Genomic DNA, 16,273 nt, shown 5'->3' with positions numbered 1-16,273 from the left:
CCAAAATTATGAATTAAATACCGTGTACAGGAGGTGCCCTTCCATTCAAAAGATAGATCTTGACCGGCTCGACCACTTGGCTAGTGTCGTGGAGCATCTGCGCCAAACGATGGAACAGGAGATTACCGGCATGTCCAGGGATGTGAATCGTCTGCTCCACGATACAGAAGCGAATTACTCGGAGTATTACGTACGTACAGTTACCCAAGAGACCGCAAGCCTGCTTCGCGAGATTGAAATGCTTGCGAGGCATATCGATGAGCAGCTCAGAGAAAAGGTAAGCGGCCTGAAGTATGCCACCAATCATTATGCAGATACCGATAGACAAGCCGAGAAATTGTCCCAATCACAGATATCCACATCACACTTCGATCAGAGATCTCCTTTTGCTCCGTTGCAGGATTTGACAGGAAACCGTTTGTTCAGTCCCACCAATTCTTCTTCTCCAGATTCCATCGCGTTCTCCAATCTATTCGAACAGCTTCAAGCGATCCAGCGACAAGGACTCCTGGTTCGTCTATCTCCCGTCAAAGAAGATCCGCGAATTGCCAGCCTTTTGCAAACGATGCAAAATGGGGATTCCATGGCACAGAGATTGGCCCAGCTGGAGTTAGAAAAAATCGCTGAGGCCTTTACGGAAATCGCCCGCAGTCAGAAAGCCTATGTTGTCTATCAGGCCTATGGTCATCGTGAATACATGGAGTCAGCTCATCAATATGCCGAAGCCCAGCGGAAGAAGCTCGAAGAGATGGGCGTGTCGGGGGAATGGTATAAAGAAGGCATCGATCTGAGTGATTTTTATCAAGGCGGGTTACTGGAAGCCTGTAGATACAATCCGTTAAAGAATGACCGATCGCTGCTGTTAGATGATGAAGAGATCAGAGCCCTGCTGGAGCAGGGGATGTTGGGAGAAGTTGAACTGGATGTGCTTCGTCAGAGATATGACGAACTGGAGGTAAAGGTACTTCAACGTCAGCAGCTAGAGCAGCAGTTGGAGGAGTATAATCAATTAGTCGCTGAGGAAGACATCCGGAAGATGCAGCAGCTTCTTAAAGATATGAATCTGTATCATGGAGAAGTCACCGGTGAGTATAATCAAGAGCTGCTAATTGCTGTAGCGGGTTATCAGTATATCGCCAATAATCATAGTACCCTGTTTGCCGTATGGCGTGAATTAAGTGGTTATCATGAGGGTAAGGAATTTGAAGTAGATGGGCTGATTACGAAAGAGCTAATAGAGGTGGCAGATGCGGAGAGAGAACTAGGTTATTGGAATGATCCTGGTGTGAAAGCCAGTGGGGTTGGGGTAGCGATGACCACGGTAGGAGTCGGGGATGGAATCGTGAGTCAGGTTTGGGATGAAGGCAGCGGGCTAGTGAAGCAGGTCTGGTCCGTCAATCCAACGAATCCGAAGTTCTGGACAGAGACGATGCCGGGATATTATGATCTAGCCAAGGCCATCGCAAATGGAGATATTACCCTGGAGGATATCAAGGAAGCGTTGAAAGAAGGGGCTGCAGAAGAGTTCGTAGTCCCGTTCCAGGATATCTATGATTTACAGGAGAAAATACTTAGTGGAAAAGCCAGCTATGAAGAGAGCCAGCGGTATGGACGAGCCTTGGTGAAAGCTTTTCTTGCGCTGACACTAGTAGAAGGTGCAGTTAAGTCAGGTGTTAAGATATCTGGTAGACTGAGCAGGCAGCTCTCCGAGCTACTGCCTAAGCTGAATGGCGGAGCTGTGGTGGTTGCTGAAGGTGGAATGAAGGTCAAGGTTCCAGACACATATCGTATCGAGACTCCAGAGAGTCCCGATATTCAGAGGAAACAATATGAGGTAGATCGGAAGAGGGGTGAAGAGGGTACTAAGGGGACGGGTAATCTAATCTTCAAATCAGATTATGATGACCATTTAATAAACGTTAAGAAATTTGACCGAGATCCATCCAAAGGTATTACAGGCGGTCACAATATGGGTGAGTTCTACAATTATTTCAGAAATGTTTTGAAGTTAGATGATGTGGATTTTATTAACAAGGTAACACCCCACCCAACAATTGATGGAATTATTCAAATTAATTACAAGATACCCAAACTTGATAATAAGGGCAACTTGACTGGAGAGTATAAGTACTTCAAAAATCCAAAAACTGTGTATGACTCATCCAAAATTTCTGAGGCAACAATAATCGAATGGGGTAAAGCCGCTATGCAACAAGGAATTGATTCTGGTAGTATTGTCGGAAGAAAAATAACTGGTATTGCTCCAAATGGATTGAAATTCGAAGGGTATATGGATGCAAATGGTATTATTACAAAATTTTATCCAAAACTAGACTGAAGGAGATAAACTATGAAAATAGATAAGAATTTTGATGAATTAACTGCAATGGAGCTTTACTTCCTCTATCTTGATGAGGATAAATTTGTAGATGCCCTTGAAGATTTTTCAAACACGGTAGGATATGGTATTTCAGAGTTTATCTGTTGTGCGTTTCCATCTGAATATGAATCATGGGAAGAGGGGTATTTTGGAGATACGGGCGTGAAATTTGAAGTTGAACCGCCAGCAGTCGATGAAATTAAATATGAAATAGTATCGAATACAGACTTCATTGATTTTCTTGATAAATTAACACATCAGTACCTTGTTTCATATCCTATGGAGCAATCTAAAGTTGAACTTCTTTTAAACCAAATAAAAACTACATTACTTTAATAAGTGGGGGCTACCCAGAACCCAATGAGCCCAACACACAACCGTATAAAGATTTCTTCATTTCGGTTGTACGCACATCAAATGCTTTAATTTTATACCCTAAATAACGCTATTCCGATAAATCAAGCAGTTTATTATGGTCAGATACCACCATGATTGACCTGTTTTTTGTGGCTCAAAACTGAAATCAGTGCTTGACGAAACAAATATATCAACGAAATGCTGGATTTACCAGAACTAAAAATTCACCAATTGATGCCGATGAACTTCACATAGAAGCTTTACCAGTCAGCGTCAGACAATGTTGCCTCTGCTGTAGGTCGGATCAAGATGTCATTCGTAAAGGAAGCAATAATATGCGGACTGTTCGGCATCTTCCTGTGTTTGAGATGAAAACCTATCTGCACGTACCGTCCATTCGGATGTATTGTACTTGTTGCAAAATCGGGTTTGTATGGGCGTACGAATCCGTCGGACACAAGCAGCGCTACAGTGTCGATGATTTTTCAATCAAAAAAGGCCATACGTCACGTTTTGATATCCTAGGTAGGCGGTATATGTCTTTTATATAGGCGAGAATTCTAGAATATAATATAACTCCGCTTAATCCTCATATAATATTGTAGATCGGAAGAGGGGTGAAGGAGTGGTAGGACGCAAAAAGAATTGGATGATTTAGCAGGCGATCCTTCACATGGCGGTAAAATTAGGACTAGATTTGGAACAACAAGGAAAACTAGGGAAGATAGTACGTGACCCGCAAGGAAACGGAGGAGTAGAATTTATTGATACAACAAATAAAGTTAAATGGGACGTTAAAAGTTTCGTATCTTATCCAAATGGTCATACTTCACCCAAAAAAGGCGCATTTACAGTAAATAACGGGATGAAGGCAATTTATAAAGAACTAGATGAAACTTACAATGTAATTGTGGATAAAAGAGACATGATTCCTGAGCATGTTGAACAGTTAAGAGAGGCAATGGAAAAAGCTGGGATATCAGGTGGGATTATTTGGTATCAATAGGAGGATTAGGTATGACAACTGATATCAAAGAATTATGACTCGATTAGAATCTCAACGCCTTTGGATTGAAACTATTGGAGAACAAGGAGAAAAACTAGGTATAGATGAAATTGATTTGCGAAATTTAGATTTGTCACAATACCCATTAGACCAAGCATATATAACAGCTTGTATCTTTGATGGCATGAACTTAAATCACAAAGATTTCTCTTCATCTTTACTAAGTTCATCAACTTTTATATCTACAAATTTAGAAGGGGCGGACTTTTGTAAATCTAATGTCTCGTATGTGGACTTCACAAAAGCCAATGTTAAAGCTGCTAGACTTGCTGATAGTGAATGTATTGAGACGGTGTTTGTTCAAGCAGATTTATCAGATGCTAATTTAGTGGCTGGTCTTTTTGATGAGACGGATTTTCGCAATGCAATATTGTTTAATGCTGATGTGTGGTTAGCTACGATTGAAAGAGTATTGCTAAAAGGAGCTAAATTAACTGGGGTTCGGGGGCTAGAAGAGGCTTTTATAAAAAGCATCAATATTGGGACGCCAGAACAACCAAATATTCTAGTAGGTGAAGAAGCTAGAAAATGGTTACAAGATAATAAGCAGCCCCTTTGGATAATGAGGAAAATAGTATAACAATAATTCAAGATATGTCAGATAATGAAACGGATGTCGCAGCTTGGAACTGTATTATTGATGCAGTTGCTTATACTAGTAGGAAAGCATTTGAAAAAGAAGGCGTCAAATATTATCCAGAACCAATTGCTTTAGTCGATGATACATTAGTAGACCATTTTATGGACTGCTTTGAAAGATGTGTAGAGGAATCAGATAGTTATATTCAGAGAATAGTTTTTTTATTGGAAGACTGTAAGAATGGGAATATTACGAGTGATATACAGGCAGAAGTTTTAAAAAAATTACAAATATAGAATTAACTATTTTCTCTAATAAATAGAGTATTTATAACTTTAATAACAAGATCGTACAATACAACGAATAAACCAGCCAACTTAATAAACCTTCAAAGACTCCTTCCAACTTGTTTTATGAGTAAGAATGAGCTTTTTTTATGTCCGAAATCAGAGGGAGTACGAAACGAATAGTAAAAGAAGTACAGTCGCAAATGGCGACAGAAGTCGGAGAATCGTTTGAAATCGAAGGAGTACGAGCGCAGATACTAACAGCGTAAGGCACATCAATTCGAATAATAATATATGTATCAAGGCGCTTTAGCAGCCCACCGATTCAAACTTACAACCACGGTCACTTTCCAGAGCAGATACGAAACCACGAGGAGCAACCATACAAAAGTCACGTTAAAAGAAGGGACTGCAGTTCGTGGTTCCGTTCCAGGATGTCTATGATTTACAGGAGAAAATATTGAGCGAAAAGGCCAGCTATGAAGAGAGCAAGCGATATGGGCGCGCCTTGGTAAAAGCCTTTCTGGCTCTGACACTAGTGGAAGGAGCAGTAAAGTCGGGAGTTAAGATATCCGGCAAACTGAGCAAGCAGCTCTCCGAGCTACTGCCTAAGCTGAACGGCGGAGCCGTGGTGGTTACTGAAGGTGGAATGAAAGTCAAGGTTCCAGATACGTATCGCATCGAGACTCCGGAGAATCGGAATATTCAGAGGAAGCAATATGAAGTAGATCGGAAGAGGGATTGAAGAGGGGATTGAGAGGACGGGACAAGCTCTTAAAGTACCTCAAGGACTTACACAGGCACAATTTGATAAAGTATCATCAATGATACGAGAAAAAGTAGGGTATATAAGTGATGATATATTTGTTCAAGGCAGTCGGGAAAAGGGAACTGCAAAACCAACTTCTGATATTGATATATCTATAAGGGTTCTATCTGAGAAATTTGATGAATTAATACAAAGCTCTTTTAGTAAAGTTAAACCACCTAATCCAGGGTCTGCTAAGGAGAAAACAATGCTTCATGCTATTGAAACAGGGAAAATTCAATCAGGAGAAGCGAAATTGAGCAAGTTTAGGGAACAACTCCAACAAGAGCTAGGTATGGATGTCGATATTTCAATTATTAAAACAGTGGACCTTTTGACAATCCCCCGTTTACACCAATCAAATGATCTGAGGTGATTTCGTTGGAAGAAGAATATGATTTATTTACTAAAATTTTTGTAGATAGCGATGTTGATAAAGAGATGTTACTAGATACAGTCTCAAACATTGTTATGGGTACTATTAGCGGTTCGAGCATATTGACGAAGCAAGCAGGAATATTTATTTTCAATAACGGTGATTTCGATAAAGACAAAAGAAATCAAGGGAATGATGGCTTTCTATATTACAAGTACTACCTTGAAATTGAACCAACTGAAAATGTGATTGACCGTAACTATGTATTTGAAATATCTAATTTGCTGACAGGGTTATGGGACGCTGATTTTAAAGCAATAGCATCGTGCGATTTTGAAGACTTGCTACCAAGAAAAGGCGGTTATAATTTTGATCATCGTTAAAGATTAAAACTTGCGGGTTTACAGAGCAACAACAAGATCGTGCAATACAACCAACCAAACACTAAACAATTAACAAACACTTGATAAACTTTTAAAGGCTTATTCCAACTTGAACGATGAGGAAGGGACAATAAATCTGTTTACAGAGCGACTTACTTGCCAAAGTTGTACTGATGTAATATTCGACTTTAGAAGAGAATACCCGAATATTACAGAAACGTTTTTACAAACGGTGGTAAAGTAGTTAAATAGGACAGCAGGGAAGGAGAAACGAATGCAGGAGTGGGATTATAAAGAACTAACAGAATATATCAATGAAGTCTTCGAAAATTATATGACAGATGGGCTAAATGCTCTTCAGGCAGGAGGACGATGCTTGTATGAATTTGCCAATGTTATTGAGGAAGGGGAAACTGAGAAGACTATATTTTATGTTACTCTAGCTCGTTTACAGATTGAAAAAGGAGTCCTTCTCAACGAACATATGATGAAGTTAGAAGTATTACTAAGAACTTTGATATAAATAACTTCGCTAGCGATTTGGGTTCTGATGATGCTATAGATTTAAGTAAACATGTTTGGTTTAGAAAGCCCTATCCTGGTAAAATATATAGAAGATCATGAAGAAAATGAAGAACAGTTATTAAAGAAAAATCCTTATGAAAATGAAAAATGTATTTTTAAACAAGGGAAATGCCTATGTCTTCTTCATTAGATTTATTTCATGAACTTTTATGAATGAGCTTTCAGAAGTAGAATATGAGAAACTGAGTGATGATTGTTATAGTAGTGATAGTAGAATTGGTGGTTATCCCTATTTTATTCAGAATGAATATATGGGTTTTGATGATGATAATTTCCTTTTGTTACAACTGGATATCGATGATGAATGCGGTATTATGTTTGGGGATTCTGGGAATGTTGTTGATGATGTTGGTTTTTTTGTGCTAATAAATTCCATTAGATACAAATAATATATACGCCACTACAACAATCTACTGTTAAGATATTTTATCGAAAGGAGTTAAATCATGAATGAAGAACTCATAAGAAAGGTCCTTGCCTTTCGTCAAAACCGTAATTGGGAGCAATTTCATAATCCAAAAGATTTGGCTATATCAATAAGCATAGAGTCATCTGAACTCCTAGAGAATTTCCAATGGAAATCACCGGAGGAAGCTCTAGATTTGAAGAAAGATAATATTGCAGACGAGTTAGCAGATGTACTCATTTATTCGATCTATATGGCGGAGACTTTAAATATAAGCATTGAAGAGTTGATTCTAAACAAGCTGAAAAAGAATGAAGTAAAATATCCCGTAGAAAAGGCGTATGGTAAGAAGGATAAGTATACTGACTTGTAGAGGTGCATCTAATGATTATTTATAGCAGCAGTGCTCTTGAATTTCGTGAGAAAGTTGACAGTAATTTATTGACTATATCGATAGAAGAGGCATTCATCAAAAAGATGGGAATGCGACCGAGTCGTGGTGAAATTAGAGCATGGAATAATTCCATGCAATTTATGGAGCGTGTCATTCGTAACTCAAGGATAGCAGATGATTGTGGAATTATGATTGAATATAATATTCCAGCTACGAGCAAGCGAGTTGATTTTATTGTAACCGGGCAGGACGATGCCGGATATAATAATTTTATAATCGTAGAGTTGAAGCAATGGGATTCAGCAAAAGCAACCGACCGTGAGGATGTGGTACTTGCTTATGTTGGAGGAAAAGAAAGAGAAATGACACATCCTTCCTATCAGGCATGGTCATATCGACAGCAATTAGAGGATATGAATGAGGCGATTCAAAGTCAAAATATTCATAGTTATTCGTGCTCATACCTACATAATTATAGAACTCCACAACCAGATCCACTTCAAAGCCAACAATATCATTCGATCATCAAGCAATCACCTTTATTTCTGTCTGAAGATACCATTAAGCTGCAGGAGTTTATCCACAAGCATACCGGCAAAGGAAACGGGATAAACCTGCTCTATTTAATTGAAAATGGGAGAATTCGTCCTTCCAAGAAGCTAATTGAACATATTGATGGGTTATTTAAAGGAAATTCTGAATTCATTTTGCTAGATGAGCAGAAAATTGCATATGAATCAATTATGAGTGAGGCTAAGGAAATAACGAGTAAGAAGACATTGATCGTAAAAGGTGGGCCAGGGACAGGGAAGTCTGTCATTTCGATGAATGCATTAGGCGGCCTTCTAAAGAAAAAGCTGAATGTAAAGTTCGTTGCTCCCAATGCCTCATTCAGGACAGCTATGGTTGAGACCTTAGTTAAACAACAGACAAAAAATAAATCAAGAGCTAGAGGACTATTCGCTGGCTCAGGTCAATTTTACAATGCTCCTGCCGATTTCTTTGATGTACTAATCGTTGATGAGGCTCATCGTCTTAAGGGGAAGGGTGCATATATGTATCAAGGCGTGAATCAAATTGAGGATATTATTAAAGCATCCAAAGTGAATGTATTTTTTATTGATGATAATCAACGTATTAGGCCTGATGACATTGGTACAGTTGAAGAAATTAAGCGAATCGCAGAAATGAATCATTCACAAGTCTTTGAGTACACCTTGTCTGCACAATTTAGATGTTCGGGAGCAGAAGGATTTCTGAATTGGATTGATCATATTTTCCAGATTAGAGAGACAGGAAACTTTGATGGATGGGATCAAGATGCGTTTCAGTTCTTATTGATGGATAATCCTAATTCTGTTTATGAACTAATTAAAGAGAAAGTAAGTGAAGGCTACAAAGCTAGAATGCTAGCGGGGTACGCTTGGGAATGGACGAATGCCAAAGCTGGTAATCCAAATGGAGAAATCGAGGATGTTGATATTCCAGAACATGATTTTAAGATGCCTTGGAATGGACGTGCCCTTTCCACTTGGGCGATTGACGAAAGAGGATTAGAACAAATTGGTTGTGTTCACACCTCGCAGGGGTTGGAATTTGATTATGTTGGCGTCATCATCGGTAATGATTTGAAATATGATCCGCAATCGATGCGTATTTATGCTGACTATGAAGAGTATAAGGACAAACAAGGGAAAAAGGGACTTAAAAAGGACAATGACCAACTGACAAAGCTAATTAAAAATATATACAAAGTGTTAATCTCTAGAGGAATGAAAGGTTGTTTCCTGTATTGCCGAAACCCGGAGCTGCGGAACTATATAATTGGGCAGTTAGGTAAGGTAATATTGGTAGAAACAACTAAGGAGTTTAAAGCCATTGAGTCATCTTATATTAAACAATAGTTCAATCGATAGAGCAGCGTTCATTAAGGGGTGATAGATTGAGTTATATAATTGATCTTGTCAAATCACTATTTCCAGATACTATAACCGCTGCTGTGGCTATAGTTCTATTAGTATTAGTTTTCTGGATGTATAAGGAGCTCAGAAGCAACTACCTCGAAGATACTAAATCAATTCAACTACGGATAGAAAAAGCACTCGACATCTATTCGGATGTAGAATTAGAGATATATAAATACTTTAATGAAGAGTCTGATTTGTTTACGGTTACCGAACAAATTTCTAAAGCTACATCTATTCTTCCTTATGAATTTATAAAAAAATACAACAAATTTAAAGAGATAACAGATGAAGCTGTGAAAAAGGATCTATTAAATGAGTTTCATAAAGAGATAAAGGAAGAAATCTTGAGGCTAAAATTAAAACAACTTGACTCCGTTACATTAAAAGAAAATAAAGACATATTTATGGCTGTTGATCATTACATAAAAACAAAATTAGCCCCATTCGGAGTCCCTTTTATTCATACTTACGTGAATATAATTTTCCTTATGTTGTTAGTACTGTTTGCTATATCTCTACTAAGTGCCACATCGATTAAGGAGCAAGTCTGGATATTTTCCGTGGTATTCGCGGCACTCTTTTATATTGTTTTGCTGTACTTGATTATTACTGAAGGCTTTGTCAAAAAACGATTTAAACATTCCTTTAAAAATTGGATCTTATTTTTTATGTTTGTACCCGGATTGCCTGTAGCTGTGATTTTTACAGAAGCATGGTTCAGAGGAATAATCGCTTTGGGAGTGATATTCATTTATGGCCATTATGCTGCAAAAAAATGTATGGGGAAACCAGTGGTATAAATCTCGGCCAAACTATCTTAAGTGAAATATCGATATCCAATTTCGGTTGTTAATTGCCTAAAGAGCCTGCTGCTACTTACAGCGGACATTATCAAGTTGATTACTAAAAACTTCTATAAAGAGGATCCTCAGGGAAGCATCTATTCCCAGCAAGTGGGTTATTTAATTGACCTTACTTATTATTCAACTTTTGCAATATCCAAAAGCTACAAAGATCGTCGTCCCGCCTACAAATTGGGGAGCGGAGGCTTTTCTGCTAGCGGAAGTATAGTGAGTTTATCTTGCTTAGTACTCTTTAGATAATTGGCATTCAAAAGACAGTATGCAGGGACAGAACAGAGCTGGCGATGCTTACTATACGCGAATATTTGGTGCTTCAGAAGTTGTAGGAAAGCCGACACCCATCGACGGTTTCTTTTCTAGCCTGTTCGTTCGATATAAATGAGCGAACGATCAGTAACGATCTTCAAGGATTGGATGCGTGGTGCAGGCATGAGATTCAGGCTCACTTTCTACTTTTCTGCGGGACGGAAAGAACCTTAAGCTTCTTGACAAGAACCAATCCATTGGTTAAGCTTTCTCTAAAGAGAGTTTTGGAAAAAAGTAGGATATCCTCTGCCGTATAAGTGAGGTACGGAAAAAGCAAAAGGAGGGTGGCGTTTATTGCTACTCTCCTTATTTTTAAAAGAGGAAGGATCTGATGAGTAAAACACTCAAAATCTGCGGAATCGAAAAAGTTTATCTGGATTATCTTCGACAGTTTGACCATCTAGTATCTAAGGACCCTCTCAAAACAGGAAATTTATTGGCGTTGTATTGGAAATTAACGGCCTTTCCTATTTCGCTCCACTATCGTCCCCTAAACCAAAACATGAGTACATAGCAGAGTCAGCACCTGATGTCATAAAAATAAAACAGGGGAAATTAGGAATTATCAATCTTAACAACATGATTCCTACAATTCCTGAGGTTATTATTCCGATGGATATTGCCGCAGTATCGGACGAGAAATATAGACAACTACTAATGCAGCAAGCCTTGTTCATTCGCAAACATGAAGATACTATCAAGAAAAAGGCTAAAAGGCTGTATCAGATTGTGAAAAGTGATAAGCAGCCTAAACTGAACAAACGATGCTGCAACTATGGTGTATATTTATACAATAAATTGGTATTGTAGTTCTGGAATGAGTAATATTACATGAAATTGGTATGCCCAAAATTACAAATTCCAGCTGATAAAAGGGAGGGATGGCTCTGAATAATATAATCCCGGAATTTCTAGGTAGTGCTAGAGTGCACGCGATAATTTGGACAGTTTTATTAGTCGTTTATTTGGTCTGTTTGAACACTGTAATTATGGTTGAGATTATGGATAAGCATCAAATGAAATATGAATATGGAATGGGAGTTCTTTTTATCATTCCAGTCAATTGGATTTATACGATTTTGAATGTATCGACATTAGTGTTGTTTGTGTTTGCAGCAGTTTTAGATAAACCTCTCTTCATTCTATTAGGTGTTCTAGTGTTTCTACTTTTAACCATTTGCCAACATCTCCTTGCTCTGGCCTTTGGTACCTACACGGGTTATGAAGTTTGGGCTTACCTGTTATTTTTCTGTGGGATGGCAGGCTATATTTTAACTCGCCTTCTCAATTGAATCCGAATTTAGCTGTGTTCAGTTAAGTTGATGCAATATACCGCGTACAAACTCTCCATGCAAAATCGAAAGCTGCAAAAATGCAGGTTTTTAACCCGAAACCTCCTATTTTTAAGAAATTCCTGCAAATGTGCAGGCTTTTAGGCCGTTCTGATTGAAATCGAGCTGATTTGAAGAAAAAGCCTGCATTTTCGCAGGAATTTACTCTCTTGAGTTGGAATTTTTACTAAATTCCTGCATATTTGCAGGCTTTATCACCAAGCGCCGTTTATGCGCGATGACCTTTCCCAAAAAAGCAAAAAAGTCCCCCACCCAGCTTCCGCTGAACGGGGGACTCGCCTCTCATCTAATTAACTATTCTCCAGAATCGTATTCAAGGTTGTGCGGTCAAGGCCCTTAACGAGCTTGATCAGCAGTTCCTTGGCGGCATCGTAATCATCGGTGTGGATGATGGATGACGAGGTGTGGATGTAGCGGGAGCAAATGCCGATGACGGTGGAAGGTACGCCGCTGCCGCTTAGATGAACTTGGCCGGCATCCGTACCGCCAGGGGATACGAAGTATTGATACTTGATCTTATGTGTATCCGCTGTGTCCTGGATATATTCGACCATGCCGCGATGGGTCAGCATCGTAGGGTCGAAGATCCGCAGCAAAGCGCCTCCGCCCAGCTGTCCGAATGCTTTCTTGTCTCCGGTCGTGTCGTTGGCTGCGCTGGCATCCAGGCCGAAGAAAATATCAGGCTGGATCATATTAGCGGAAGTGCGAGCTCCGCGCAATCCCAGCTCCTCCTGAACCGTTGTGCCACAGTAGAGCGTATTCGGCAATTTTTCCTTGTGGAGTGCTTCCATAAGCTCGATAGCCAAGCCGACTCCGTAGCGGTTATCCCATGCCTTGGCCATGATTTTCTTCGGGTTGACCATAGGGGTAAATTCACAGATCGGCACGATTTGCTGACCTGGACGGACGCCTGCTGCTTCAGCCTGTTCGCGGCTATCCGCACCGATATCCAGATACATCGTCTTCAAATCGACGGGCTTGCTGCGATCCGCTTCACTCAGCAAATGAGTCGGGGTTGAGCCGACTACACCGATGATTCTGCCTTGTGGTGTAATAATTTGCAGGCGCTGCGCCAGTACAGCCTGACTCCACCAGCCGCCGAGCGGTTGGAAGGAAATCATGCCATGATCGCTGATTCCCGTCGTCATGAAGCCGACCTCGTCCAGATGTCCGGCTACCATGACTTTGGGGCCGTTATCGTCTCCGCGCAGTACCCCGAATAAGCTGCCTAGGCGATCCTGCAGGAATTCCGGCGTATAGGCGGACATCTTATCCTTTACAAAGGCACGCAGTTCACGTTCAAAGCCCGGTGCCGCAGGAAATTCGGTTAATTGCTTGAATAATTCCAGCGTTTTTTTGTCCATGATTCGTATCTCTCCTTGCGTTAAATAAATTGCGAGTTGAACAACCTCTTTAAGTATGCGCCATCTTGCTCGTATTGTCTATTTATTAACCCGGATAAGCCCAAGCTAGGCGAATACCGCACATCGACCATGACTGGAGCATATACTGCGATTAAGTGAAGGATATTATTGGGAGGCAACGAAGATGGAGCGCTATTCCAAGGATTGGATCGTCATCTTTCTGCTATTTATTTTACTTATTCTTATCTTGCAGTATCTGTAGATTGCTCATACAGCAATTAGATGAACAGTGTTTCTCAGGCGACTGGGAGACACTGTTTTTTGCTTTAAAGACAGCTCGAACAATCGATATGGATGATTTTCCAAACATAACAAGCGGCGATGTGGCAAATAATGAATATACACCGTCAGGAGAGGAATTAAGTTGTAAGAAGGAGGGACAATCGTGCCAACCAAATCAAAATCAGGCACCCGGTTCAGGCTGAACTCCATATCCTTGACCGAACAGGACTATAAGCAGATCGCCGATTCTCATAAGCCGAAGACGAATATTTTCTGGAACTGCCTGAAGGCCTTTCTGGTTGGGGGCTTCATTTGCTTCATTGGCCAGTGCATTCAGCAGTTATTTATGACCTTTGCCGGAATGTCAGCCAAGGAGGCGAGCAGCCCGACCGTCGCCGTATTGATTATCATATCCGTGATTCTGACCTCCCTTGGAGTATATGATAAGATCGCCCAGTGGGCAGGCGCAGGCTCGGCCGTTCCAGTCACTGGATTTGCCAATTCCATGTGCTCCTCAGCGATTGAATCCAAGGCAGAGGGACTGGTGCTAGGCGTAGGTGCCAACATGTTTAAATTAGCAGGCTCCGTCATTGTCTTCGGTGTGGTAGCGGCTTTTATCGTCGGGCTGGTACATGTGATCTTTGGTCTGGGAGGAGTGCATTAGCATGCTGATCGGCTCACAGACCTGGGAATTTCGCAGTAAACCGACGATTATCGGGGCCGCGACTGTAGTAGGGCCTGAAGAAGGGGATGGACCGCTATCCTCAACCTTCGATCATATTTACGACAATTTGGAGATCGATGAGAAGACCTGGGAGAAGGCGGAGCGCAAGCTGCTTCAGCATGCTTCCTCATTAGCGCTTGTACATGCTGGCATCAGTAAGGAACAGCTCCAATTCTTCGTCTGCGGAGATCTAATGAATCAGATCATTAGCGCCACCTTCGCCGCCCGTGATGTTGGCGCTCCATATCTTGGAGTATTCGGCGCCTGTTCAACTTCCATGGAGAGCCTGGCGCTCGCTGCGATGATCGTTGATGCCGGGGGAGCCAAGTACGCTATGGCCGGGACAGCGAGCCATAATTGCACGGTGGAGAAGCAGTTTCGCTACCCGACTGAATATGGTTCTCAGAAGCCGCCGACCGCTCAGTACACCATTACGGGTTCGGGCTGTGCCGTGGTTGCCTCGGCAGGCTCGGGCCCGCGTGTTACCCATGCGACGATTGGGCGAATTCAGGATATGGGAGTCAAGGACCCCTTCAATATGGGAGCCGCGATGGCCCCGGCTGCAGCGGATACGATCGTAGCTCATTTTCGCGATACGGGTCGGAAGCCGGAGGACTATGATTTAATCGTAACGGGTGATCTGGCATCCGTTGGACATGCTATCGTTAAGGATATTCTAAGCAAGGATGGCTTATCCATCGATAAGACGGAATTCAATGATTGCGGCCTGATGATCTTCGACCGGGACAGGCAGAATTTTGTCTTGGCCGGGGGGAGCGGCTGTGGTTGCTCAGCAGTAGTTACTTATGGACATATTCTGAAAAAAATGAAAAAAGGTGAGCTGAACCGCGTTTTAGTCATTGCGACGGGGGCCTTGCTATCTCCGCTGTCTTATCAGCAAGGGGAGAGCATTCCTTGTATCGCCCATGCGGTTGCTCTGGAAAGGGAGGCGAGCTCATCATGATTTTTCTGTGGGCTTTTGTGGTTGGCGGGCTGTTCTGTGTTGTCGGGCAAATTATGTTCGATATCTTCAAATTAACCCCTGCACATACGATGAGTACGCTGGTTGTGCTCGGCGCAGTGATGGATGCGTTCGGATTATATGATCCGCTCGTCAAATTCGCCGGGGCCGGAGCGTCCGTTCCGATCACCAGCTTTGGCAATTCCCTCGTTCATGGAGCCCTGTCAGAGCTGCAGCGGGATGGCTGGATCGGGGTAATCACCGGGATCTTTGAAGTGACCAGCGCCGGGATCTCGGCGGCGATAATATTCTCCTTCCTCGCCGCGCTAGTCGTAAGGCCAAAGGGATAATTCCATAACTAATCAAGGGGCTGTCCAATAAGGGCAGCCCCTTTTGGCGAGAAATAACGTTAATCAGAGGAGTGATGTGATCGCACGGATCAAGCGGTCAGAAATGACCGTTAGGGCATGAAAACAACAACTATGTTCCTCCAACGGACACTTTTGACCCTTAGAAGCGCAAAATGCAATTTTTCGCGGCAATTTCTCTTGTAATGGACATTATTGTCCGTTACAGGGCGGGAGTATCACAGGATCAACGCTAACGGACAATAATGTCCGTGTCCGAGTGACCCGGCCAGAACAAGGGGATGTTCACATTTCTGGGCACGCAAAAGAGGCCCCAAGTCGGAGGATCGACTTTTGAGACAGCCCCTAGCCTCTTTTCATCCTGCACACCAATCCATCGACTTCTTCTAACATTTCGTTACCGTTCGATGGAGAACCTTGGTGTACTTTGTCTAGCTGAATCATGTAAAATAGGTAGATATAGG

General features: G+C 41.5%; 20 protein-coding genes and 1 pseudogene. 20 read left to right on the top strand and 1 reads right to left on the bottom strand.

Going from position 1 to position 16,273, the window contains the following annotated elements; genetic code table 11:
* Positions 1 to 130 precede the first annotated feature (130 nt).
* From BFJ94_RS11440 to BFJ94_RS11360, 17 genes and pseudogenes are all read left to right on the top strand, one after another.
* The gene (locus tag BFJ94_RS11440; RefSeq protein ID WP_162944241.1) at positions 131 to 2,338 is read left to right on the top strand and encodes a CdiA family toxin C-terminal domain-containing protein; all 2,208 of its coding nucleotides are present in this window, start codon (positions 131 to 133) and stop codon (positions 2,336 to 2,338) included.
* 12 nt (positions 2,339 to 2,350) lie between these two features.
* Complete coding sequence (gene cdiI, locus BFJ94_RS11435; protein WP_120462791.1) at positions 2,351 to 2,716, top strand: ribonuclease toxin immunity protein CdiI; 366 nt, start codon at positions 2,351 to 2,353, stop codon at positions 2,714 to 2,716.
* Between the two features lie 219 nt (positions 2,717 to 2,935).
* Positions 2,936 to 3,210: pseudogene (locus tag BFJ94_RS26305) on the top strand (transposase family protein); the annotation flags it as partial.
* 200 nt (positions 3,211 to 3,410) lie between these two features.
* Complete coding sequence (locus BFJ94_RS11425) at positions 3,411 to 3,743, top strand: hypothetical protein (protein WP_120462790.1); 333 nt, start codon at positions 3,411 to 3,413, stop codon at positions 3,741 to 3,743.
* Positions 3,744 to 3,777: 34 nt separating this feature from the next.
* Entirely contained in the window at positions 3,778 to 4,383 is a 606-nt protein-coding gene (locus BFJ94_RS11420) for a pentapeptide repeat-containing protein (protein ID WP_120462789.1), read from the top strand.
* Positions 4,359 to 4,679, top strand: coding sequence for an Imm6 family immunity protein (locus tag BFJ94_RS11415; protein WP_229716780.1), 321 nt, complete (start codon positions 4,359 to 4,361; stop codon positions 4,677 to 4,679). The genes BFJ94_RS11420 and BFJ94_RS11415 overlap by 25 nt, the downstream gene beginning before the upstream one ends.
* A 409-nt stretch (positions 4,680 to 5,088) precedes the next feature.
* Positions 5,089 to 5,415, top strand: a complete 327-nt coding sequence (locus BFJ94_RS11410) for a hypothetical protein (RefSeq protein WP_120462787.1) — start codon at positions 5,089 to 5,091, stop codon at positions 5,413 to 5,415.
* 79 nt (positions 5,416 to 5,494) lie between these two features.
* The gene (locus tag BFJ94_RS11405; protein WP_120462786.1) at positions 5,495 to 5,854 is read left to right on the top strand and encodes a nucleotidyltransferase domain-containing protein; all 360 of its coding nucleotides are present in this window, start codon (positions 5,495 to 5,497) and stop codon (positions 5,852 to 5,854) included.
* 5 nt (positions 5,855 to 5,859) lie between these two features.
* Positions 5,860 to 6,237: a 1,4-dihydroxy-6-naphthoate synthase gene (locus BFJ94_RS11400; protein ID WP_120462785.1), complete on the top strand. Its 378-nt coding sequence runs from the start codon at positions 5,860 to 5,862 to the stop codon at positions 6,235 to 6,237.
* 109 nt (positions 6,238 to 6,346) lie between these two features.
* The gene (locus BFJ94_RS11395; RefSeq protein ID WP_120462784.1) at positions 6,347 to 6,481 is read left to right on the top strand and encodes a deaminase domain-containing protein; all 135 of its coding nucleotides are present in this window, start codon (positions 6,347 to 6,349) and stop codon (positions 6,479 to 6,481) included.
* Positions 6,482 to 6,511: 30 nt separating this feature from the next.
* The gene (locus tag BFJ94_RS11390) at positions 6,512 to 6,760 is read left to right on the top strand and encodes an Imm3 family immunity protein (protein WP_120462783.1); all 249 of its coding nucleotides are present in this window, start codon (positions 6,512 to 6,514) and stop codon (positions 6,758 to 6,760) included.
* A 211-nt stretch (positions 6,761 to 6,971) separates the two neighbouring features.
* Entirely contained in the window at positions 6,972 to 7,211 is a 240-nt protein-coding gene (locus BFJ94_RS25610) for a DUF1963 domain-containing protein (protein ID WP_205571020.1), read from the top strand.
* Positions 7,212 to 7,268: 57 nt separating this feature from the next.
* Positions 7,269 to 7,601 carry a nucleotide pyrophosphohydrolase gene (locus tag BFJ94_RS11380; protein WP_120462782.1) on the top strand — a complete coding sequence of 111 codons (333 nt, stop codon included), beginning with the start codon at positions 7,269 to 7,271 and terminating at the stop codon, positions 7,599 to 7,601.
* An 11-nt stretch (positions 7,602 to 7,612) separates the two neighbouring features.
* The gene (locus tag BFJ94_RS11375; protein ID WP_120462781.1) at positions 7,613 to 9,526 is read left to right on the top strand and encodes a DUF2075 domain-containing protein; all 1,914 of its coding nucleotides are present in this window, start codon (positions 7,613 to 7,615) and stop codon (positions 9,524 to 9,526) included.
* Positions 9,527 to 9,564: 38 nt separating this feature from the next.
* Positions 9,565 to 10,389, top strand: coding sequence for a hypothetical protein (locus tag BFJ94_RS11370; RefSeq protein ID WP_120462780.1), 825 nt, complete (start codon positions 9,565 to 9,567; stop codon positions 10,387 to 10,389).
* An 816-nt stretch (positions 10,390 to 11,205) separates the two neighbouring features.
* Positions 11,206 to 11,568 (top strand): type III toxin-antitoxin system ToxN/AbiQ family toxin, encoded by a 363-nt coding sequence (locus BFJ94_RS11365; RefSeq protein ID WP_205571019.1) that lies wholly within the window; start codon positions 11,206 to 11,208, stop codon positions 11,566 to 11,568.
* A gap of 71 nt (positions 11,569 to 11,639) precedes the next feature.
* Positions 11,640 to 12,050, top strand: coding sequence for a hypothetical protein (locus tag BFJ94_RS11360; protein ID WP_120462779.1), 411 nt, complete (start codon positions 11,640 to 11,642; stop codon positions 12,048 to 12,050).
* 350 nt (positions 12,051 to 12,400) lie between these two features.
* Here the strand turns inward: BFJ94_RS11360 and BFJ94_RS11355 are convergent, their stop codons facing one another.
* Complete coding sequence (locus BFJ94_RS11355; protein ID WP_120462778.1) at positions 12,401 to 13,474, bottom strand: M42 family metallopeptidase; 1,074 nt, start codon at positions 13,472 to 13,474, stop codon at positions 12,401 to 12,403.
* Between the two features lie 445 nt (positions 13,475 to 13,919).
* Here BFJ94_RS11355 and spoVAC point away from each other — a divergent pair, with 445 nt between their 5' ends.
* Genes spoVAC through spoVAE form a run of 3 tightly spaced genes read left to right on the top strand, consistent with a single transcriptional unit; the run spans position 13,920 to position 15,791 of the window.
* Positions 13,920 to 14,420 (top strand): stage V sporulation protein AC, encoded by a 501-nt coding sequence (spoVAC, locus tag BFJ94_RS11350; protein ID WP_120462777.1) that lies wholly within the window; start codon positions 13,920 to 13,922, stop codon positions 14,418 to 14,420.
* A 1-nt stretch (position 14,421) separates the two neighbouring features.
* Positions 14,422 to 15,444: a stage V sporulation protein AD gene (gene spoVAD / locus BFJ94_RS11345; protein ID WP_120462776.1), complete on the top strand. Its 1,023-nt coding sequence runs from the start codon at positions 14,422 to 14,424 to the stop codon at positions 15,442 to 15,444.
* The gene (gene spoVAE, locus BFJ94_RS11340; RefSeq protein WP_120462775.1) at positions 15,441 to 15,791 is read left to right on the top strand and encodes a stage V sporulation protein AE; all 351 of its coding nucleotides are present in this window, start codon (positions 15,441 to 15,443) and stop codon (positions 15,789 to 15,791) included. The genes spoVAD and spoVAE overlap by 4 nt, the downstream gene beginning before the upstream one ends.
* The last annotated feature ends 482 nt before the right edge of the window (positions 15,792 to 16,273 follow it).

The organism is Paenibacillus aceti (genome assembly GCF_003614185.1).
GTDB lineage: Bacteria > Bacillota > Bacilli > Paenibacillales > Paenibacillaceae > Fontibacillus > Fontibacillus aceti.
Note: the sequence above shows the minus strand (reverse complement) of the source record. Positions and strands in the feature narration are given on the sequence as shown.